Genomic DNA, 18,564 nt, shown 5'->3' on the forward strand with positions numbered 1-18,564 from the left:
CAAGATAATGACTGTTGCCCAAACCGCAACAGTTTCGACCGCGCACAACCCGCCTACGAACGGTCAGTCAGTGGGCAGGGTGATGCCGAACGTGTTGCCACCCCCTTCACTGCGCACAAACACATCGCCGCCGTGCATCAACGCAATCGCCTTGACGATGGCCAGGCCGAGGCCGTGATTGGCCCCGCTGTTGCTGCGCGACGCGTCCACCCGATAGAAACGTTCAAACAGGCGCGGCAGGTGTTCGCTGGCAATCGCCGCACCGGGGTTGGTCACGCCGATGGCGACCTGGTGCGCCTGCGCATCAATCGTTACCGCGATGACCTGCCCCGGCGCCGTGTGCTGCACGGCGTTGCTCAGCAGGTTGATCAACGCGCGGCGCAGATGGGCCTTTTCGATCTGCACCCGCGCATCGCCGTGCACCTGCACCTCGACTTGGGCGTCTTCGAGGATGAAGTCCAGGTAATCGAGGGTGGTCGCTACTTCATCTGCCAACGAACTTTCAATCAGCTTGGTGGCCTTGCTGCCCTGGTCGGCGCTGGCGAGGAACAGCATGTCGTTGATGATCGAGCGCAGGCGCTCAAGCTCCTCAAGGTTGGATTGCAGTACCTCGAAATACTGCTCCGCCGACCGTCCGCGCGTGAGCGCGACCTGGGTCTGGCCGATCAGGTTGGTCAGCGGCGAACGCAGCTCGTGGGCCACGTCGGCGTTGAATGACTCCAGGCGTGAATAGGCGTGCTCCACGCGGTCGAGGGTGGCATTGAACGAGTTGACGAACTGGCTCAGCTCCGGCGGCAGCGGCGACAGTTGCAAGCGCCCCGAGAGTTTCGGCGGGGCGAGTTTTTGCGCTTCATCCGACAGCTTGCCCAACGGCTTGAGGCCGATGCGCGCGACCCAAAACCCCAGCAAGGCCGCGAGCACCACGCCGACCAAGGCCAGGCTGACCAGCGCCACCAGCAAATGGTGCTGGGTCGCGCGGAAATTCTCGGTGTCGATGGCGATCAGAAAACGCAGGGGCGGGCGTTGCTCCTTGGCCGCGAACTGGGTCACCAGCACGTTGAGCGGGTATTCGTGGTCCGGCAGGCGCAGGTCGCGCTTGCCTGTCGGCCCGGCGGCGAATTCGCGGATCTGCGCGTCGGGGCGGCCGTATTCGTAGTTCGGATCGCTGCTCACGACCCAGAACCGGATGCGTTTGTCTTCCTCGCCCAATAGCTTGAGCTTGGACTGGATTTTCACCCAATGCTCCGGCGTGCCGAAGCGGTTGACCGAGGATTCGAGCACGCTGTACCGCGCGTCCAGTTCGGCCCCCGGCAGCAGGCCCAGGCCCCGGTCCACCTGCTGGTACAGCGCGCCGCCGATCAACAGGAAGATCAGCGCCGCCACCAGGGTGAACATGCCGCTGAGGCGCAGAGCAATGGAGTTGGAATTAGTGGCCACTGGTTTTTTCCTGCAGGCGACTCTCCAGCACATACCCCATGCCCCGGATGGTGTGCAGCAGCTTGGTGTCGAACGGCCCGTCGAGCTTGGCACGCAGGCGCTTGATCGCCACTTCCACCACGTTGGCGTCGCTGTCGAAATTGATGTCCCAGACCATTTCCGCAATGGCGGTTTTCGACAGGATTTCGCCTTGGCGCCGGGCCAGCACGCTGAGCAGCGAGAACTCCTTGGCCGTCAGGTCCAGGCGCAGGCCGCTGCGGCTGGCCTTGCGGCTGATCAGGTCGATCCACAGGTCGGCGACCGTCACCTGCACCGGCTCGTGGCCGCCGCTGCGGCGGGTCAAGGCTTGCAGGCGCGCCACCAGTTCCAGGAATGAAAACGGCTTGCCCAAATAATCATCGGCGCCTTCGCGCAGGCCACGGATACGGTCTTCCACACGCTCGCGGGCGGTGAGCATGATCACCGGCGTCTGCTTGCGCGCACGCAAGGCGCGCAGCACGCCAAAGCCGTCCAGGCCGGGCAGCATCACGTCGAGCACGATCACCGCGTAGTCGTTCTCCAGCGCCAGGTGCAAGCCCTCGACGCCATCGCGGGCCACATCGACGGTATAGCCTTGCTCGGTCAGGCCGCGGTGCAGGTAGTCCGCGGTTTTTTCTTCATCTTCGACAATCAGGACGCGCATGACACCGCCTCAGTGTGGGGTTGCCAACGCAGGCGTTGGTGTGGGCCGGTGGAAAAATTTCTCGAGGTACAAGTATATGACCGGTGTGGTGAACAGCGTCAGCGCCTGGCTCACCAGCAAACCGCCGACCACCGCGATACCCAGCGGCTGGCGCAGCTCCGCGCCGGGGCCTGAACCGAGCATCAGCGGCACGGCGCCGAGCAGGGCGGCGAGGGTGGTCATGATGATCGGCCGGAACCGCGTGACGCACGCTTCGTAGATCGCCTCCTGGGCTGACAAGCCGCGCACGCGCTGGGCATCCAGGGCAAAGTCGATCATCAGGATACCGTTCTTTTTCACGATGCCGATCAACAGCACCAGGCCGATCAGCGCCATGATCGAAAAATCCTGGCCCATCAGCGCCAGCATGATCAGCGCCCCCAGCCCGGCCGAGGGCAAGGTCGAGATGATCGTCAGCGGGTGCACGAAGCTTTCGTACAGCACGCCGAGGATGATGTAGACCGCCACCAGCGCCGCCAGGATCAGCCACGGCTGGCTGGCCAGGGAACTCTGGAACGCCTGCGCCGCGCCCTGGAAATTGCCGATGATGGTGGTAGGCATGCCGATTTCGTTCTTGGCCTGGTTGAGCATGATCACCGCGTCGCCCAGCGCGACGCCGGGGGCCAGGTTGAACGACAGGTTGGCGGCCGGGAACATGCCGTCATGGCTGATGGACAGCGGCCCGACGGTGGGCGGGTCGACCTTGGCCAGCGCGGACAGGGGCACCATTTCGTTGGTCAGCGGTGAGCGCAAATAGAAGAAATTCAGGCTTTCGGCCTTGCCGCGTTGCTGAGTGTCCAGTTCCAGCACCACTTGGTATTGGTTGATGTCGGTCTGGAATTCGTTGATCTGGCGTTGACCGAAGGCGTCGTACAGCGCCTGGTCCACATCGGTGGCGGTCAGGCCGAAGCGCGCGGCGGCCTGGCGGTCGATGCTGATGTGGGTGATGCTGCCGCCCAGTTGCAGGTCGTTGGACAGGTCGCGGAAGGCCGGGTTGGCGCGCAGTTTTTCGGTGAGACGCTGGGTCCAGGTGTTGAGCGTCGGGCCATCGTTGCTCTTGAGCACATACTGGTATTGGGCGCGACTGGGGCCGGAACTCAGGTTGATGTCCTGGCCGGCGCGCAGGTACAGCACGATGCCGGGGACCTTGGCCAGTTTCGGGCGGATGCGGTCGATGAACTGGCTGGCAGACACGTCCCGATCACCGCGGTTTTTCAAGGCGATCCAGAAGCGGCCGTTGGCGATGGTCTGGTTGCTGCCGGTCACCCCCACTGAGTGGGAAAACGCCTCGACCGCCGGGTCGTCCTTGACGATCTCGGCCAGGGCCTTGTGCTTGGCGACCATGTCCGGGTACGACACGTCGGCCGCCGCTTCACTGGTACCCAGCACAAAGCCGGTGTCCTGTACCGGGAAGAACCCCTTGGGAATGAACACATAGCCGACCACGGCAAGGACGAGGGTGATGACGAAGATCGCCGCCATGCTGCGCTGATGGTTCAGGGCGCGGCGCAGGTTGCGGGCGTAGCTGGCAAGCAGGCGTTCGCTGAAACCGGGCTTGGCATGGGCGTGATGGGTCGGCGCGCGCATGAACAACGCGGCCAGCGTCGGCGCCAGGGTCAGCGAGACCACCACCGAAATCAGGATGGTCGACGTCGCCGTCAGCGCAAACTCCTTGAACAGGCGCCCGACCACGCCGCCCATGAACAGCAGCGGGATGAACGCCGCCACCAGCGAGAAGCTGATGGAAACCACGGTAAAGCCGATCTCGCCGGCGCCTTTGATCGCCGCCTCGCGCTTGTCGAGGCCGGCTTCCAGATGCCGGTGAATGTTCTCCACCACCACGATGGCGTCGTCCACCACAAACCCCACGGCGATCACGATGGCCACCAGTGTCAGGTTATTGAGGCTGAAGCCCATCAGGTACATCAGCGCAAAACTGGCGACCAGCGACACCCCGAGCACGCTGGACACAATCAGCGTGGCCGAGAGTTGGCGCAGGAACAGCGCCATCACCGCCACCACCAGCAAAATCGCGATCAGCAGGGTCACTTCCACTTCGTGCAAGGACGCGCGGATGGTCTTGGTGCGGTCAGTCAAAACGCTGACCTGGACCGAGGCCGGCAGCATCGCTTGCAGGCGCGGCAGTTCGGATTGGATGCGGTCGACGGTCTCGACGATATTCGCGCCGGGCTGGCGCGAGATCACCAGGTTGACCCCCGGCGTGTCGCCAGACCAGGCCTGGACGTAGGCGTTTTCCGAACCGTTGACGACTTTGGCGATATCCCGCAGTTGCACCGGCGCCCCCTCCTTGTAGGACACGATCAATTGCGCGTAGTCCTCCGGGTGGAACAACTGGTCGTTGGTGGACAGCGTCGACACACTGTTCTCACCGTAGATCGCGCCCTTGGCCAGGTTGAGGCTCGATTGCTGGATCGCCAGGCGGATATCGGCGAGGGTCAGGCCGATGGCCGCGAGTTTGTCGGGGGAGGCCTGTACCCGGATCGCCGGACGTTGCTGGCCGGTGATGTTGATTTGGCCTACGCCGTCGATCTGGCTGATCTGACGAGCCAACAGGGTTTCCACGTAGTCACTCAACTCGGTGCTGGGCATGCTGGCGGAGCTGACACTGAGGATCAGCACCGGGCTGTCCGCCGGGTTGACCTTTTTCCAGGTCGGCAGGCTCGGCATGTCGCTGGGCAACTTGCCGGATGCGGTGTTGATCGCGGCCTGCACTTCCTGGGCGGCGGTGTCGATGCTCTTGGTCAGGGTGAATTGCAGGGTCAGCAGGCTGGAGCCCAGTGCACTGCTGGAGGTCATCTGGGTCATGCCGGGAATGGCGCTGAATTGCACCTCCAGCGGTGTGGCCACGGACGACGCCATGGTGTCCGGGCTGGCGCCGGGCAGCGTGGCGCTGACTTGGATCGTCGGAAATTCCGCTTCAGGCAGTGGGGCGATGGCCAGCCGCGGGAAGGCAATCAGCCCGAGCAGCACCAGGGCGAAGGTCAGCAGCAGGGTGGCAACCGGGTGGTCGACGCACCAGGCTGACGGCGACCGACTCATGGCTGCACCTTGGCATCGACGGTCTGGATCACTTGCGGCGGCTCCCTGAGCACTTCCACCTGGGCACCGGCCTTGAGCCGCGACTGGCCGTCACTGACCAGCACGTCACCCGCCTGCACGCCCTTGATGATGTTCAGGTCGTTGTCCTGATAGGTGACGTGCACCGGTACCACGTCCACCTTGTCACCGTTGAGGCGGTACACGAAGTGCGAATCCAGGCCGCGCTGCACCACGGTCGGCGGCACCACCAGGGCGTCCTTGTCGAGCGCGGTCTGGATCTTGATGGTCACCAATTGCCCCGGCCACAGGCGCTGGGCGGCGTTGTTGAACTCGGCCTTGGCGCGCAGGGTGCCGGTGGTGGAACTGATCTGGTTGTCGATCAGGCTCAAGTGGCCTTCACCGAGCAAGTCGCCGGTCTGGCCGTCGGTGTCCGCGCCCAGGAAGGCATCGACGCTGGCCTGGGAGGGCGCCGCGATCAGGCCTTGCAGGGTCGGCAGCATCTGTTGCGGCAAGGAGAACTCGACGGCAATCGGGTCGATCTGGGTGACGGAAAACAAGCCCTGGGTGTCGCTGGTGCGCAGGAAGTTGCCTTCATCCACATTGCGGATACCGACGCGGCCCGTCACCGGCGAGCGAATCTGCGTGTAGGAAAGCTGCACCTGAGCCGAATCAATCGCCGCCTGGTTACCCTGCGCGGTGGCCTTGAGCTGGTTGACCAGGGCTTGTTGCTGGTCGTAGGTCTGTTTGGAGACGCCGTCGTCGACACTCAGTTGCTGGTAACGCTTGAGATTGACCTGTGCCACCTGCAACTGCGCCTGGCTCTCGCCCAGTTGAGCCCTGGCCTGGTCGAGGCTGGCCCGGATCGAGCGGTCATCGATGGTCGCCAGCAGGTCGCCAGCCTTGACCCGTTGCCCTTCCTTGACCAGCACTTTGGTGAGAATACCGTCCACCTGCGGGCGAATCACCACGCTGTGCAACGACAGCACCGTGCCGATCCCGCTGACAAAGCGGGGGATATCCTGCTGTGCCACGCTCACCACCCGCACTGGAATCGCGGTGGGCGCCGCCAGTTTGCTCTTGGCCGGGCGAGTCAGCGCCCAGGCCGCAACGGCCAACACCACGAGGACACCCACGATCAGGGCGGTTTTGCGTTGAATGGGCATGGGGTGAGGCGCCAAGGCAAAGAAGTGGAAGAATGAATGACCTTTATAGCCCGCCAACCCGGTCAGCAAGGTGACGGCTAACTGACAGCGCTGTCAGTAAAGTCCGACCATTCGTACAGGCGGTGGTTAAAGATCCGAAGCGGGCAGGTATACTGCGCGCCAGTGTGGTCCGCAAGCCGGCCCCGCGTCATTTTCTGCACGTTCCGGAGCTTCCATGACTTCCTCGACACAACCCCCTGTTGAAGCGGCCGACCTCGTCGATCCGGCCAGCGCCGAAGGCGTTGAAAAAGCCGAGATCCCGGCGTTCAAGTTTCCGTTCAAACCGGGTGAGCTGGCCGGCGCGAAGAACGCTGCCCAGCCCTGGTACAAGAACGGCGCCAAGAACGGCCATACCAAGAGCCCGGGCATGGCCCCGCCGGGCACGCGTCGCTCGATGGGTAAACGCTGAGATTAATCCGTTGCGTGATGTGTTGGCTGTTGCCTACAGCAACTGCTGATATTTCTGATTGTATGTCCACGATCCTTTCCTGAAAGCTTGCACGGCCTGCGCACGGCGACCGGTATTTATGACCGGCACTGTTGGCGGCAAGGCTGGTTTTTTCGGAAAAGGATGCTTCCTGTGGCCCTCATACACCTGTGTGTCCTCCTCGCCGTGTTGTGCTCGGTCAGCGCCGTGGCGGACGACGAGCAGCCGCGACGCGAAATTCGCTTCGCGGTCGCGGCACTGTTTCCGCCCTTTCAAAGTCGTGACCCCCAGGGTCAATTGGTCGGCCTGAACATCGAGCTGGGCAATGCCCTGTGCCTGCAACTCAATGTGCGGTGTACCTGGGTCGATCAGAAGGTCGTCGAGGATTTTCCGGGGCTGGAAGCCCGGCAGTTCGACGCCATCATGGGCATGGCCCCGACGTCAGCGCGGCGGCGTTGGGTGAGTTTCACCGACAACCTGTACCCGTTCACCACGCGCCTGGTTGCGCGCAGGCAATCAGGTCTGCTGCCCACGCCAAGGTCACTCAAAGGCAAGCGGCTTGGCGTGTTGCTGGGCAGCAATCGTGAAGCCTTTGCCCGCTTGAAGTGGGCGCCCAAGGGCGTCATCGTCAAGAGTTTCTGGCTCAATTCGGAGCTGGTTCGCAGCCTGGTGGCGGGTGAAATCGATGCCACCTTGCAGGGCACCGTGGAAATCCGCGAGGCGTTGCTCGATACCTATGACGGTCAGGACTTCGACTTCCTGGGCCCGGCGGTTTCGGCAAGATTGTTGGGGGATGGCGTCGCGATTGCCGTGCGCAAGCCCGATACGGCCTTGCGCAATGAACTCAATCGCGCGCTGGAGCAACTGATGCACAACGGCGAATACCAGCGGCTGCTCGAGCCCTACCGCCTGCAAGCACCGCCTGCGGAGGTCACGCCGCCCGCAGCGGAATAAACGCGTAGTTCGCCGGCACCTGCGTCGCGATCTGCGCCCCGGCCTCCAGCAGTTGCTCGGCGATGTCCAGCCCCGACACATGAAACACCCACTCATTGGCCGTGGCAGACGTGTTCGCCGCCAACTCGATTGCCTGGGCAAAGGCGCCCATGTCGGGCAGGTAAGCGGTGAACCCATCGCCTTTGAGCGCCGTGGTGTGAATGCCCAGCAGGGCGCACACCGCTTCCTTGGCCTGCACGTCGTCGCGGTCGGCCTGGCGTGAGCGCTGGATCAGTTGCGCCAATGCCCGGTCCTTCAATTCGCCCCCGACGATCAGCGCCGGGCCCTGCTCCCAGGACTCTGGTGGGCAGTCCTTGGCGGCCGGGTTCAGCGGGATGTGCGGGTTGATTTCCATCGGATAGATACGGCACACCAGCGGCCGCCGTTCATAGATGCGGCACAGGTTGTCTTCGTCAAGATTCCGGCAGCGTCCGGCGTTATAGGCGGCAAAGGTGATGGCCACGAACGCCTCCGTCGTGCCGCTGGGCACCACCACCGAACGGCGCTCGGCATGTTCGCGTTGCTGCTGGGGCAGGCCCAGGCCATTGCCCAGGAAACCTTCCACCAGAACGATGACGTTACCGCCATCCGCCGCCCATTGGCGGGCCTCGTCGAGGGTCAGGGGGACGTGGTGGTCGGTGCAGCATTTGCCGCAACCTACGCAGGAAAAGTGAGTGTTCATGGCGGATCTGTCACCAGGCAAGGTCAGAGGGCACGCGTTGACGGTGACGGGTTTTGACCTCTTTCCACCGTTTTGGCTCTCTGGAAGCAAGTTATGCGCCAGTGCCTGTCAGTCCTCTGGCGCTACATCCCGTAGGACAAATCTCATCCCCTCGCGCTCGTAGAGTTGGCGGGCACGCAGGTTGCTCTCCAGTACCTTGAGGTCCACCCAGGGTTCACCGCGTTGCTTGAACACCTGGAAACTGTGCAGCAACAAGGCACGGCCGAGTCCTTGGCGCTGGGCGCACGGGTGGACGACGAGGTGCTGGATAAAGGCGCTGGTCCAGCAGAGGGCCACGCCGAGGATGCCTTCGGCATTGCTCGCTACCAGGCAGAGGGAGGGGTCGAATTCGGCATCACGGGTGAACTGCTGGCGCCAGGTGTCCAGGTTGGGCACGCGGCCGCCGCCCTGGTGCTGGGTCATGCGCAATACCGCGTGAATCGCCGGGGCCAGCTCGTCGCGGTAGTGATCCAACTGCGTACCGGCCGGCCATTGCGGCGCCGGCAGGCTGCCCGTGAGGTCGCGGCGCAGCAGCTGGAAATACGCGGTCACAGGCCCTGTTGTGCCACGGTTTGGGCGGCCACGACCAGGCACTTGGTCAGCTCGGGCGAGGAGAACTTGGTGAGCACGGCGTTAGCGCCGGCCAGGCGGGCTTTTTCGCTGTTCATTGCGCTGTCCAGCGAGGTATGCAGCAGCACGTACAGGTGCTGGAAGTCCGGGGTTTCGCGCAGGGTGCGGGTGAGGGCATAGCCGTCCATTTCAGACATCTCGATGTCCGACACCACCACGTTGATCTGCGCCGCGGTGCCTTGCAGCTCCAGCAACACATCGATGGCTTCCTTGGCACTGCGCGCGGTGTGGCATTGCAGGCCCAGGTTGCGCAGGGTGAGCACCGACTGTTGCAGCGCCACCTGGCTGTCGTCCACCACCAGGATGCGGGCGTTACCGAGTACCTCGGCTTCTTCCATGCTCAGGTCGGTGGGCGCGGTTTCAATCTGCGCCGGGGCGATGCCGTGGATGACTTTCTCGATATCCAGCACCTGCACCAGCCCACCTTCCACCTGGGTGACTCCGGTGATGAACGCGCGATTGCCGCCGGAGCCATAGGGTGGCGGGCGGATATCGGTGGTCAGGCAGTGCACGATCTTGCTCACCGCCTGCACATGCAGGCCCTGTTTGGAGCGGCTCACATCGGTGACGATCAGGCAGCCGCCGTCAGGGTCCGCCAGCGGCATTTCCCCCAGTGCACGGCTGAGGTCGATCACCGACAGCGACGCACCCCGCAGGGTCGCGATGCCTTTGACGTGGGGGTGGGACTCCGGCAGCTTGGTCAGCGGCGGGCACGGAATGATTTCGCTGACTTTCAGCAGGTTGATGGCCATCAGCTTGCCGCTGCGCAAGGTAAAGAGCAGAAGCGAGAGCGAGTCTGCGCGGGCTTTGGTGGTGGACATAAAAACCTTCTGTGGATCAGGGAGGACGACCTATTGAAGGTTATCGACTTGGGCGAGCCAGGCTTTAACCCGATTTCACGCTCGATACGGTCATTGTGGGAGCAGGCAAGCCCGGGGAAGCAGCTGTTTGATCGACTGACACGCCGCCTTCTCGGCCAAGCCCGCTTGTGCACTTAAGGTAGGTCAACCCTTCCAGACTTGCGGGTTGACCAGATCCTGCGGGCGCTCGCCCAGCAAGGCGCTGCGCAGGTTCTCCAGCGCGCGGTTGGCCATGGCTTCTCGGGTTTCATGCGTTGCCGAACCGATATGCGGCAGCGTCACGGCATTGCTCAGTTGGAACAAGGGCGACTCCGCCAGCGGCTCCTGCTCATACACATCCAGCCCCGCACCGCGAATACGCCCGCTTTGCAGCGCTTCGATCAGTGCCGGCTCGTCCACCACCGGGCCTCGGGAAATGTTGATCAGGATCGCGCTGGACTTCATCAGCCCCAGCTCGCGGGCGCTGATCAGGTGGCGGGTCTTGTCGCTCAATGGCACCACCAGGCAGACGAAATCCGCTTCGGCGAGCAACTGGTCCAGGCTGCGGAACTGTGCGCCCAGCGCCTGCTCAAGCTCGGTCTTGCGGCTGTTGCCGCTGTACAGGATCGGCATGTTGAACCCCAGGTGACCCCGACGGGCCACGGCCGCGCCGATATTGCCCATGCCGACGATGCCGAGGGTCTTGCCGTGCACATCGCAACCGAACAACGGCGCGCCGACACTGGCTTTCCACTGGCCGGCCTTGGTCCAGGCGTCCAGTTCGGCCACCCGGCGCGCACTGCCCATCAGCAAGGCGAAGGCCAGGTCGGCGGTGCTTTCAGTGAGTACGTCCGGGGTGTTGGTGAGCATGATCCCGCGCTCGTTGAAGTAGGGCACATCGTAGTTGTCGTAGCCCACCGACACGCTGGACACCACTTCCAGTTTGCTCGCGCCTTGCAACTGCTCGCGGCCCAGCTTGCGACCGACGCCAATCAGGCCATGGGCATGGGGCAGGGCTTCATTGAATTGAGCATTGATATCCCCCAGCTTGGGGTTGGGCGCGATCACCTCGAAGTCCTGTTGCAGGCGTTCGATCATGGGCGGGGTGACGCGGCTGAAAGCGAGGACAGTCTTTTTCATTGCAAGCGGGCTCATCGACTACGGAAGAATGCCAAGCACGCTAACATTCCTCGTGACGATTGTCAGGACATCCCGGAACTCAAGTGGGCACCGTTCAACAGGTGAGCGAGCAGGCCCGCTCTCACACTGAATCTCTATCGTCTGACCCCTATCAGTTCGCCAGGCGAGCACCGCTCAGGCTGCCGCTCAACTCATAGGCCACCAGTTCCGCCTGGTGCGCCGCCAGAATCTCCGGCAGCGAACCCCGCAGGTATTCCACCCAGGTCTTGATCTTCGCGTCCAGGTACTGGCGCGACGGATAGATGGCGTACAGGTTCAGCTCCTGGGAGCGGTAGTTGGGCATTACCCGCACCAGGGTGCCGTTGCGCAGGCCCTCGATGGCCGCGTACACCGGCAACAGGCCTACGCCCATGCCGCTGGTGATCGCGGTTTTCATCGCATCAGCCGAATTCACCAGGAATGGCGAGGTGTTGATCGCCACGCTTTCCTGGCCTTCGGGGCCGTTGAACGTCCATTTGTCCAGCTGGATCACCGGGCTGACCAGGCGCAGGCAGGCGTGGTTGAGCAAATCATCGGGGCGTTGCGCGCAGCCCTTCGCCTTGACGTAGTCCGGCGAGGCACAGGCGATGCTGTAGGTGATGCCCAGGCGCTGGGACACGAAGCCTGAGTCCGGCAGTTCACTGGCGAGCACGATGGACACGTCATAGCCTTCGTCGAGCAGGTCCGGAACGCGGTTGGCCAGGGTCAGGTCGAAGGTCACGTCCGGGTGGGTGCGACGGTAGCGCGCGATGGCGTCGATGACGAAATGCTGGCCGATCCCGGTCATGGTGTGCACTTTCAATTGCCCGGCGGGGCGCGCGTGGGCGTCGCTGGCCTCGGCTTCGGCTTCCTCGACATAGGCCAGGATCTGTTCGCAGCGCAGCAAATAACGCTTGCCGGCTTCGGTCAGCGCGATGCGGCGGGTGGTGCGGTTGAGCAAGCGGGTTTGCAGATGGGCCTCAAGGTTGGAGACCGCGCGCGAGACGTTGGCCGTGGTCGTGTCCAGTTGCACGGCGGCGGCCGTAAAGCTGCCAGCCTCGGCCACGCAACTGAAAGCGCGCATGTTTTGCAAAGTGTCCATGGGGTGTTCTCAAGGGCGATGGCAAATTGTGACATGAAGTTGCGCACAGGTGTGTATCCACTGGGCGCAGCCCACCTTCCAGGTTCAGCTCAAGGTCCAGGCCTTGCTGACGTGCGCTTCGTAATGCGGCAGGTAGTCGAACAGCAATTGCTCAAGGGCTTGCTGCGAACTCGCGCGATTTTCCGGGCTGGGCAGTGCCAGGGCGACCCCCGCGCGCTGTCTCAGGGTTTCAACCTGCTGGCGCAGGGGCGCGTTGATGCGACTGAATTCATCAAGCTCCCCACTCAGCGGGGTGCCGGGCGTTCGCTGGCCGATGGTGTCGAGCAGCGCCTGGAATGCCTTCGCGTGCTGCTCCACATAGCGTGCCCATGTGGGCCGTTCCAGCAGATAGCGACGGGCGATGGGCAGTATGTGGTCCAACGAGTCGCTGCCCAACTGCTCGTCGTGCAACAGCTGCCGGGTGCGCAGGGACTGTAGGTCGAACCCCGTGAATTGATTCGCCAAGGGCGGCAACTGCAGGGCGCGGTCTTTGCTCACTGTGTGGCGCGTGAGCAGCACCACCGGTTGTCCGTGTTTGATCTTGACCAGCACCTGGGTGGCCGACTGCTTGGCGGGATCAAGCAGCGATGTGCTGATCGACTGGACCAGGTTTTCCCAGTCGAATGGCTGCTGTCCAATGGCCGTAAGCCCTTTGAGCAAGGTGGTTTTAACCACGTGGGCGCTTTTGAGCGGGGCGATATCGATGCACAGGTAGTCACCGCTCAAGTGCGGGTCGTCGAGTTTTCGATGGCTGACCTCAATGGTGATTCCTTTGCCGCCTTCATCCTGGGTCGAGGCCTTCACGCTCACCGACCCACTCACGACCTGAGCGTGGGACGCCAGTGTGTACACCTTCACGGCGTCTGGCCTAAACAGAGCGCGATGTTGCTGGAGCAGTTCGAGCAAGCGGCCATCCAGGTCGGGGTCGACCGGTGTTTGCAGCTTCAGCCGTACATAGCGCTCAAGCAAGGCGTGGGCGTGTCGGGTGTGCTGCGGGGGCATGCAGACGTGATGCATGAAGTGTCGGCTGCTTGAAGCGCTCCAGCGTTTCATGTCCTCAAGCAGTCTCGCGCACGTGTCGCCGGATGGCGTCGACGGTACCAGCTTGCGTGTCGCCATCGCCGGTGACGTGTTGTAGAGATCGAGAATATCCAGCGATTTGCTCGGATAAGTGCGTTGCAGGGTCAGGTCCATCGCGGTGTTCAGCCTGAGGAAACTGAAAACATCGACCGCCACTTTGCTGCGTGCACTGAGCGTAAAACCTTTTTCTGTCTGGATCGGCCCGGGTGTGCCCCGCAGGCAGGGCAGTTCAATATCGGCCAAGCCGTTTTCCGCCAGTGCCTGCCGGACACTTGGCTGGCTCAGCGCGGAATAAGCCCGGTGACTTCTCAGCGTGGCGCTGGGAAGGTCGGCGTAGTGCGCCAGGCTGGCGTACTCCCGGGATGAAAAATACCCGAGGCTGAGTTGGCTGCGCGACAGGCTCTGCCCCAGGTTCACCACGCTTGATTTGAGCTTGCCCTGCAGAGCGATGACCCGCGTTCGCTTTGCGCGTTGGTCAACACTGAGTTCCAGTCGGGAGTCGCATGCCAGGTAAGGCCCGGCGCTGAGCTGGCGGGAGGGCTCCAACATGAACTCATACCCCAGATGGTGATGGCTCACCTGGGTGCCGCCAGCGCTGACGAGGTTGAGCGCACGCAGCTTTCCTGGCATTTGGCGTGAATGGTTGCTATCGGCGGCGGCGGCACGGAACTGCCATTTAAGGGCGCGGCATAGCGCGTAGTCGTCCTCGACTGATGGATTGTCCGGGGTGCGATGACGTTCGAGCAGGCGTTCGGCGTGTTTGAAAAAGGCGTAGAAGCCCGGCAGTTCATCGGCTGAAACCTCAAGCCTGCGCTCACTGCTGGTCAGTGTCTGGTGCAGCACCTGGATCGCTTGCAACGCCTTGGAACTGCTCGCCCGGGACTGCAGCTTTTCCAGCACGGTGTCCGCGATCCAGCGTACATCACGCTGCAGCGGCAGTCTGCTCGGACTTGGCGGTGCAGGGGTGAGGTGCAGCTGTCTGCGCAGGGCGTGGGCGGTGTCTTGTGTGGGGGGGATCGGGGCAAAAGCGCTGAGGGATGAAAGCATGGGCGGCTCCAGGCGTGCGTAGGTTCCCTATTCTGTTGTCCGCCTCCCTGCCGGGATGTAGGTCAAGTGCCTGGATTGTCGCCTGAACGGTAACAAAGATTCACAGGAATGCCTGCTTATCGTCCTCCATGGCGCAGCCTAGAATTGCCGCACCTCTTGCGCTTCACCACCTCAGGAATTCGTTCGCCGTGCCGCGTCGCATCAGCAGAGAGCTGAAGACTCTCATTAACAGAGAGCTGAAGGCTCTCAGTGTTTGCGCCTTATCGTTAGCAATCAGCGGCTGCATCGGAACCGGAGGAATCGCCCCCCAAGGCCAGGCCCTCGACGCCAATACCCTGGCCACCGACGAAGCAATCCACAGCGCCACCCAGGACGCCCATTGGCCTGCCAGCCAATGGTGGCAGGCCTTTGGTGACCCGCAACTCAACCGCTGGGTCGAGCTCGCCACGCAGAACAGTCCGAGCCTGGCCATGGCCGCCGCCCGCGTGCGCGAAGCCCGAGCCCTGGCCGGGATTGCCGAGTCGGCCGAGTCGCTGCAGATCAACAGCACTACCAGCCTCAAGCGCCACAACTGGCCGAAGGATCAATTCTACGGTCCTGGCGAACTCAGCGGCGCCACGACCTGGGACAACACGTCCTCCCTGGGCCTGAGCTACGCCCTGGACCTGTGGGGCAGGGAAAGCAATGCCTCCGAGCGCGCGGTCGACCTGGCCCATATGAGCGCCGCCGAAGCACGCCAGGCGCAGCTCGAATTGCAGAACAACGTGGTGCGCGCCTACATCCAGCTGTCGTTGCACTACGCCAACCGCGATATCGTCGCCGCCACCTTGGCCCAGCAACAGCAGATCCTCGACTTGGCCAACAAACGCCTGGACGCCGGGATCGGCACCCACTTCGACGTCAGCCAGGCCGAAACCCCATTGCCGGAAACCCACCGCCAACTGGACGCCCTTGACGAGGACATCGCCCTGAGCCGCAACCAGCTTGCCGCGTTGGCCGGCAAGGGGCCGGGGGAGGGCGCGCAACTGCGACGCCCGAGCCTATCCCTGGCCGCGCCGCTGGCATTGCCATCGAGCCTGCCCGCGCAACTGCTCGGCCAGCGCCCGGACGTGGTCGCCAGCCGTTGGCAGGTCGCGGCGCAAGCCCGTGGCATTGACGTGGCCCACGCCGGTTTCTATCCCAACGTCGACCTGGTGGGCAGCCTTGGCTACATGGCCACCGGCGGCGGCATGCTGGAGTTTCTGGCGGGCAAGAAATTCAACTACACGGTGGGGCCGGCGATCACCTTGCCGATCTTCGACGGCGGCCGCCTGCGTGCGGAACTGGGCGAAGCCAGCGCCGGCTATGACATGGCCGTGGCCCGGTACAACCAGACCCTGGTCAACGCGCTCAAGGGCATCAGCGACCAATTGATCCGCCGCGAGTCGATGGACAAGCAATCGTCGTTCGCCGCGCAATCGGTGGCCTCGGCGCAGAAAACCTACGACATCGCGATGATCGCCTACCAGCGCGGCCTCACCGACTACCTCAACGTGCTCAACGCCCAGACGCTGTTGTTCCATCAGCAGCAGATCGAGCAGCAAGTCCAGGCCGCGCGCCTGAGCGCCCATGCCGAACTGGTCACCGCCCTGGGCGGCGGCCTGGGTGCCGGCAACGACGTGCCGCCGCCGTCCAAGACCCTTCCGGGCAAGACTCCCGCGGCCCTCGCCGTGTTTGATCACTGAGTAGGATTGAATGACTCCCTTGCCTGCACCGCTGCGCTGGTTGCACGCCCTTGAGTGGCGCCGCGGTTTCTTTGACTGGGCGCGCAGCGACGGCGTGACCTGGGTGTATATCTTCAAGGTGCTGATCGCCGCGTTCCTCACGCTGTGGCTGGCGATGCGCCTGGAACTGCCGCAACCGCGCACGGCGATGATCACCGTGTTTATCGTGATGCAACCGCAGAGCGGCCAGGTGTTCGCCAAGAGTTTCTACCGTTTCCTCGGCACCCTGGCGGGGTCGGCGGTGATGGTGTTTTTGATCGCCCTGTTTGCACAGAACACCGAGTTGTTCCTCGGCGCGCTGGCGATCTGGGTGGGCATTTGCACCGCGGGCGCGACGCGTAACCGCAACTTTCGCGCCTATGGTTTTGTCCTCGCTGGCTACACCGCCGCCATGGTCGGCCTGCCTGCGCTGGCGCATCCGGACGGCGCGTTTATGGCGGCGGTGTGGCGCGTACTGGAAATCTCCTTGGGCATTCTGTGTTCCACGCTGGTGAGCGCTGCAATCCTGCCGCAGACCAGCAGCGCCGCCATGCGCAACGCCCTCTACCAGCGCTTCGGCGTGTTCGCGCTGTTTGTCACCGATGGCCTGCGCGGGCGCAGTCAGCGTGAGGGTTTCGAGGCCAGCAACGTGCGTTTTATCGCCGAAGCCGTGGGCCTTGAAGGGCTGCGCAGCGTCACGGTGTTCGAAGACCCGCACATGCGCCGGCGCAACGGTCGGCTCAGCCGCCTCAACAGCGAATTCATGAGCATCACCACGCGCTTCAACGCCCTGCACCAGTTGCTCGAACGGTTGCGAACCGACGAAGCCGATCACGTGGTCGCTGCAATCAAGCCCGGCCTGCAGGACCTCGCCGAAGTGCTGGACGGCTTCTCCGGTCGCGCGCTCACCAGTCCCGACGCTGCGCGGCTGGTCACCCAGCTCAGCGTCTACAAGGACGCGTTGCCGGCCAAGGTGCGGACCCTGCGCAGGGCGTTCCAGGACGGTGCGCCCAGCGAGGCCGAGCAACTGGATTTCCACACCGCCTACGAGTTGCTCTACCGCTTTGTCGATGACCTGCACAACTACGCGCAAACCCACGCGTCCCTGGCCGATCACCGCCACGCCCGCGAAGACTGGCACGAAGCCTACACCCCGAAAACCAATTGGCTGGCCTGTGCGGCGTCGGGCATTCGTGCGTCGTTCATCCTCATCGTACTCGGCAGTTACTGGGTGGCCACTGCCTGGCCGAGCGGCGCCACCATGACGCTGATTGCAGCGGCCACCGTGGGTTTGTCCGCCGCCACGCCCAACCCCAAGCGCATGGCGTTCCAGATGGCCTGCGGTACTTTTATCGGGGCGCTGGTGGGCTTCGTCGAAATGTTTTTCGTGTTTCCCTGGATCGACGGCTTCCCGCTGCTGTGCGTGATGCTCGCCCCGGTGATCGTCCTCGGCTCGTTCCTGGCGTCACGCCCGCAATACGCGGGCGTCGGCGTCGGCCTGCTGATCTTCTTCAGCACCGGCTCGGTGCCGGACAACCTCACGGTCTACAACCCCTACACCTTTATCAACGACTACATCGCCATGGTCATCGGCATGCTGGTGTGCGCGGCGGCGGGGGCGATCATCCTGCCGCCCAACAGCCGCTGGTTGTGGCGCCGGTTGGAGCAGGACCTGCGCGAGCAAGTGGTGTATGCCATCAGTGGCAAGCTCAAAGGCCTGGCGTCGAGTTTTGAAAGCCGTACCCGCGACCTGCTGCACCAGGCCTACGGGCTGGCGGTCGGTCAACCGCAGGTGCAACGCGATTTGCTGCGCTGGATGTTCGTGGTGCTGGAGGTCGGCCACGCGATCATCGAGCTGCGCAAGGAACAGGCGATTCTGCCGGTGCACCCGGCGTACGCCGAGTCCCAGCCGTGGCGCCAGGCGATCCGCGTGATGGGTCGCTCGCTGGTGCGGCTGTTCCTGCAACCCAGCGCGAGCAACCTGGAGCGCAGCCTGATCGCCGTGGACCACGCGATCAGCCGTGTGCAGGCCACCGATGAACCCTTCGCCCCGCACTTCGACACGTCGGCCCTGCGCCGGGTGAAGAGCTACCTGCACTTTATCCGCACCTCGTTGCTCGACCCGCAATCGCCCCTCGCTGCCCTCAAAGGAGCTGCGCATGCCTCGTGAAATCGCGTTCCACGGCCTCTACATGCCGACCATCACCCTGATGTTCCTGATCGCGGCCGGGGTGGCCTGGGCCCTGGATCGCTTCCTGGCCGGGTATGACCTGTACCGTTTTTTCTGGCACCCGGCGTTGCTGCGCCTGAGCCTGTTCGTTTGCCTGTTCGGCGCCCTGGCGCTGACCGTCTACCGTTGAGAATGC

15 protein-coding genes are annotated in these 18,564 nt (G+C 63.5%); 5 read left to right on the forward strand and 10 right to left on the reverse strand.

Annotated elements, in window-relative coordinates:
- Positions 1 to 63: 63 nt before the first annotated feature.
- Genes CQ041_RS00855 through CQ041_RS00870 form a run of 4 tightly spaced genes read right to left on the reverse strand, consistent with a single transcriptional unit; the run spans position 64 to position 6,381 of the window.
- A complete protein-coding gene (locus tag CQ041_RS00855) occupies positions 64 to 1,437 on the reverse strand; it encodes a heavy metal sensor histidine kinase (RefSeq protein ID WP_256586722.1) in 1,374 nt (457 codons plus the stop codon).
- Entirely contained in the window at positions 1,427 to 2,119 is a 693-nt protein-coding gene (locus tag CQ041_RS00860) for a heavy metal response regulator transcription factor (protein WP_105520824.1), read from the reverse strand. The genes CQ041_RS00855 and CQ041_RS00860 overlap by 11 nt, the downstream gene beginning before the upstream one ends.
- A 9-nt stretch (positions 2,120 to 2,128) precedes the next feature.
- On the reverse strand, positions 2,129 to 5,218 hold the full coding sequence (locus tag CQ041_RS00865; protein ID WP_105520823.1) for a multidrug efflux RND transporter permease subunit: 3,090 nt from the start codon (positions 5,216 to 5,218) through the stop codon (positions 2,129 to 2,131).
- A complete protein-coding gene (locus CQ041_RS00870) occupies positions 5,215 to 6,381 on the reverse strand; it encodes an efflux RND transporter periplasmic adaptor subunit (protein ID WP_105520822.1) in 1,167 nt (388 codons plus the stop codon). The genes CQ041_RS00865 and CQ041_RS00870 overlap by 4 nt, the downstream gene beginning before the upstream one ends.
- Before the next feature lie 214 nt (positions 6,382 to 6,595).
- On the opposite strand from CQ041_RS00870, the gene CQ041_RS00875 reads away from it, so the two are divergent.
- Together CQ041_RS00875 and CQ041_RS00880 are read left to right on the forward strand one after the other, a co-directional pair.
- Positions 6,596 to 6,829: a hypothetical protein gene (locus CQ041_RS00875; RefSeq protein WP_105520821.1), complete on the forward strand. Its 234-nt coding sequence runs from the start codon at positions 6,596 to 6,598 to the stop codon at positions 6,827 to 6,829.
- Between the two features lie 171 nt (positions 6,830 to 7,000).
- The gene (locus CQ041_RS00880) at positions 7,001 to 7,801 is read left to right on the forward strand and encodes a transporter substrate-binding domain-containing protein (RefSeq protein ID WP_105520820.1); all 801 of its coding nucleotides are present in this window, start codon (positions 7,001 to 7,003) and stop codon (positions 7,799 to 7,801) included.
- On the opposite strand, the gene CQ041_RS00885 is transcribed toward CQ041_RS00880, so the two are convergent.
- From CQ041_RS00885 to CQ041_RS00910, 6 genes are all read right to left on the reverse strand, one after another.
- Positions 7,779 to 8,522: a YkgJ family cysteine cluster protein gene (locus CQ041_RS00885; RefSeq protein ID WP_105520819.1), complete on the reverse strand. Its 744-nt coding sequence runs from the start codon at positions 8,520 to 8,522 to the stop codon at positions 7,779 to 7,781. The genes CQ041_RS00880 and CQ041_RS00885 overlap by 23 nt on opposite strands.
- Before the next feature lie 108 nt (positions 8,523 to 8,630).
- Positions 8,631 to 9,113, reverse strand: coding sequence for an N-acetyltransferase (locus tag CQ041_RS00890; protein ID WP_105520818.1), 483 nt, complete (start codon positions 9,111 to 9,113; stop codon positions 8,631 to 8,633).
- Positions 9,110 to 10,012 (reverse strand): chemotaxis protein CheV, encoded by a 903-nt coding sequence (locus CQ041_RS00895; protein WP_105520817.1) that lies wholly within the window; start codon positions 10,010 to 10,012, stop codon positions 9,110 to 9,112. The genes CQ041_RS00890 and CQ041_RS00895 overlap by 4 nt, the downstream gene beginning before the upstream one ends.
- Positions 10,013 to 10,195: 183 nt before the next feature.
- Positions 10,196 to 11,170: a D-glycerate dehydrogenase gene (locus CQ041_RS00900; RefSeq protein ID WP_105520816.1), complete on the reverse strand. Its 975-nt coding sequence runs from the start codon at positions 11,168 to 11,170 to the stop codon at positions 10,196 to 10,198.
- A 151-nt stretch (positions 11,171 to 11,321) separates the two neighbouring features.
- A complete protein-coding gene (locus tag CQ041_RS00905) occupies positions 11,322 to 12,290 on the reverse strand; it encodes a LysR family transcriptional regulator (protein ID WP_105520815.1) in 969 nt (322 codons plus the stop codon).
- An 84-nt stretch (positions 12,291 to 12,374) separates the two neighbouring features.
- Positions 12,375 to 14,456, reverse strand: a complete 2,082-nt coding sequence (locus CQ041_RS00910; protein ID WP_105520814.1) for a hypothetical protein — start codon at positions 14,454 to 14,456, stop codon at positions 12,375 to 12,377.
- A gap of 188 nt (positions 14,457 to 14,644) precedes the next feature.
- On the opposite strand from CQ041_RS00910, the gene CQ041_RS00915 reads away from it, so the two are divergent.
- The 3 genes from CQ041_RS00915 to CQ041_RS00925 are packed head-to-tail and all read left to right on the forward strand — an operon-like array spanning position 14,645 to position 18,558.
- A complete protein-coding gene (locus CQ041_RS00915; protein WP_105520813.1) occupies positions 14,645 to 16,180 on the forward strand; it encodes an efflux transporter outer membrane subunit in 1,536 nt (511 codons plus the stop codon).
- A gap of 10 nt (positions 16,181 to 16,190) precedes the next feature.
- Positions 16,191 to 18,368 carry an FUSC family protein gene (locus CQ041_RS00920; protein WP_105520812.1) on the forward strand — a complete coding sequence of 726 codons (2,178 nt, stop codon included), beginning with the start codon at positions 16,191 to 16,193 and terminating at the stop codon, positions 18,366 to 18,368.
- The gene (locus tag CQ041_RS00925) at positions 18,358 to 18,558 is read left to right on the forward strand and encodes a DUF1656 domain-containing protein (RefSeq protein WP_105520811.1); all 201 of its coding nucleotides are present in this window, start codon (positions 18,358 to 18,360) and stop codon (positions 18,556 to 18,558) included. The genes CQ041_RS00920 and CQ041_RS00925 overlap by 11 nt, the downstream gene beginning before the upstream one ends.
- Positions 18,559 to 18,564 lie beyond the last annotated feature (6 nt).

It is taken from the genome of Pseudomonas sp. MYb60, from assembly GCF_002979555.1.
Taxonomy (GTDB): Bacteria; Pseudomonadota; Gammaproteobacteria; order Pseudomonadales; family Pseudomonadaceae; genus Aquipseudomonas.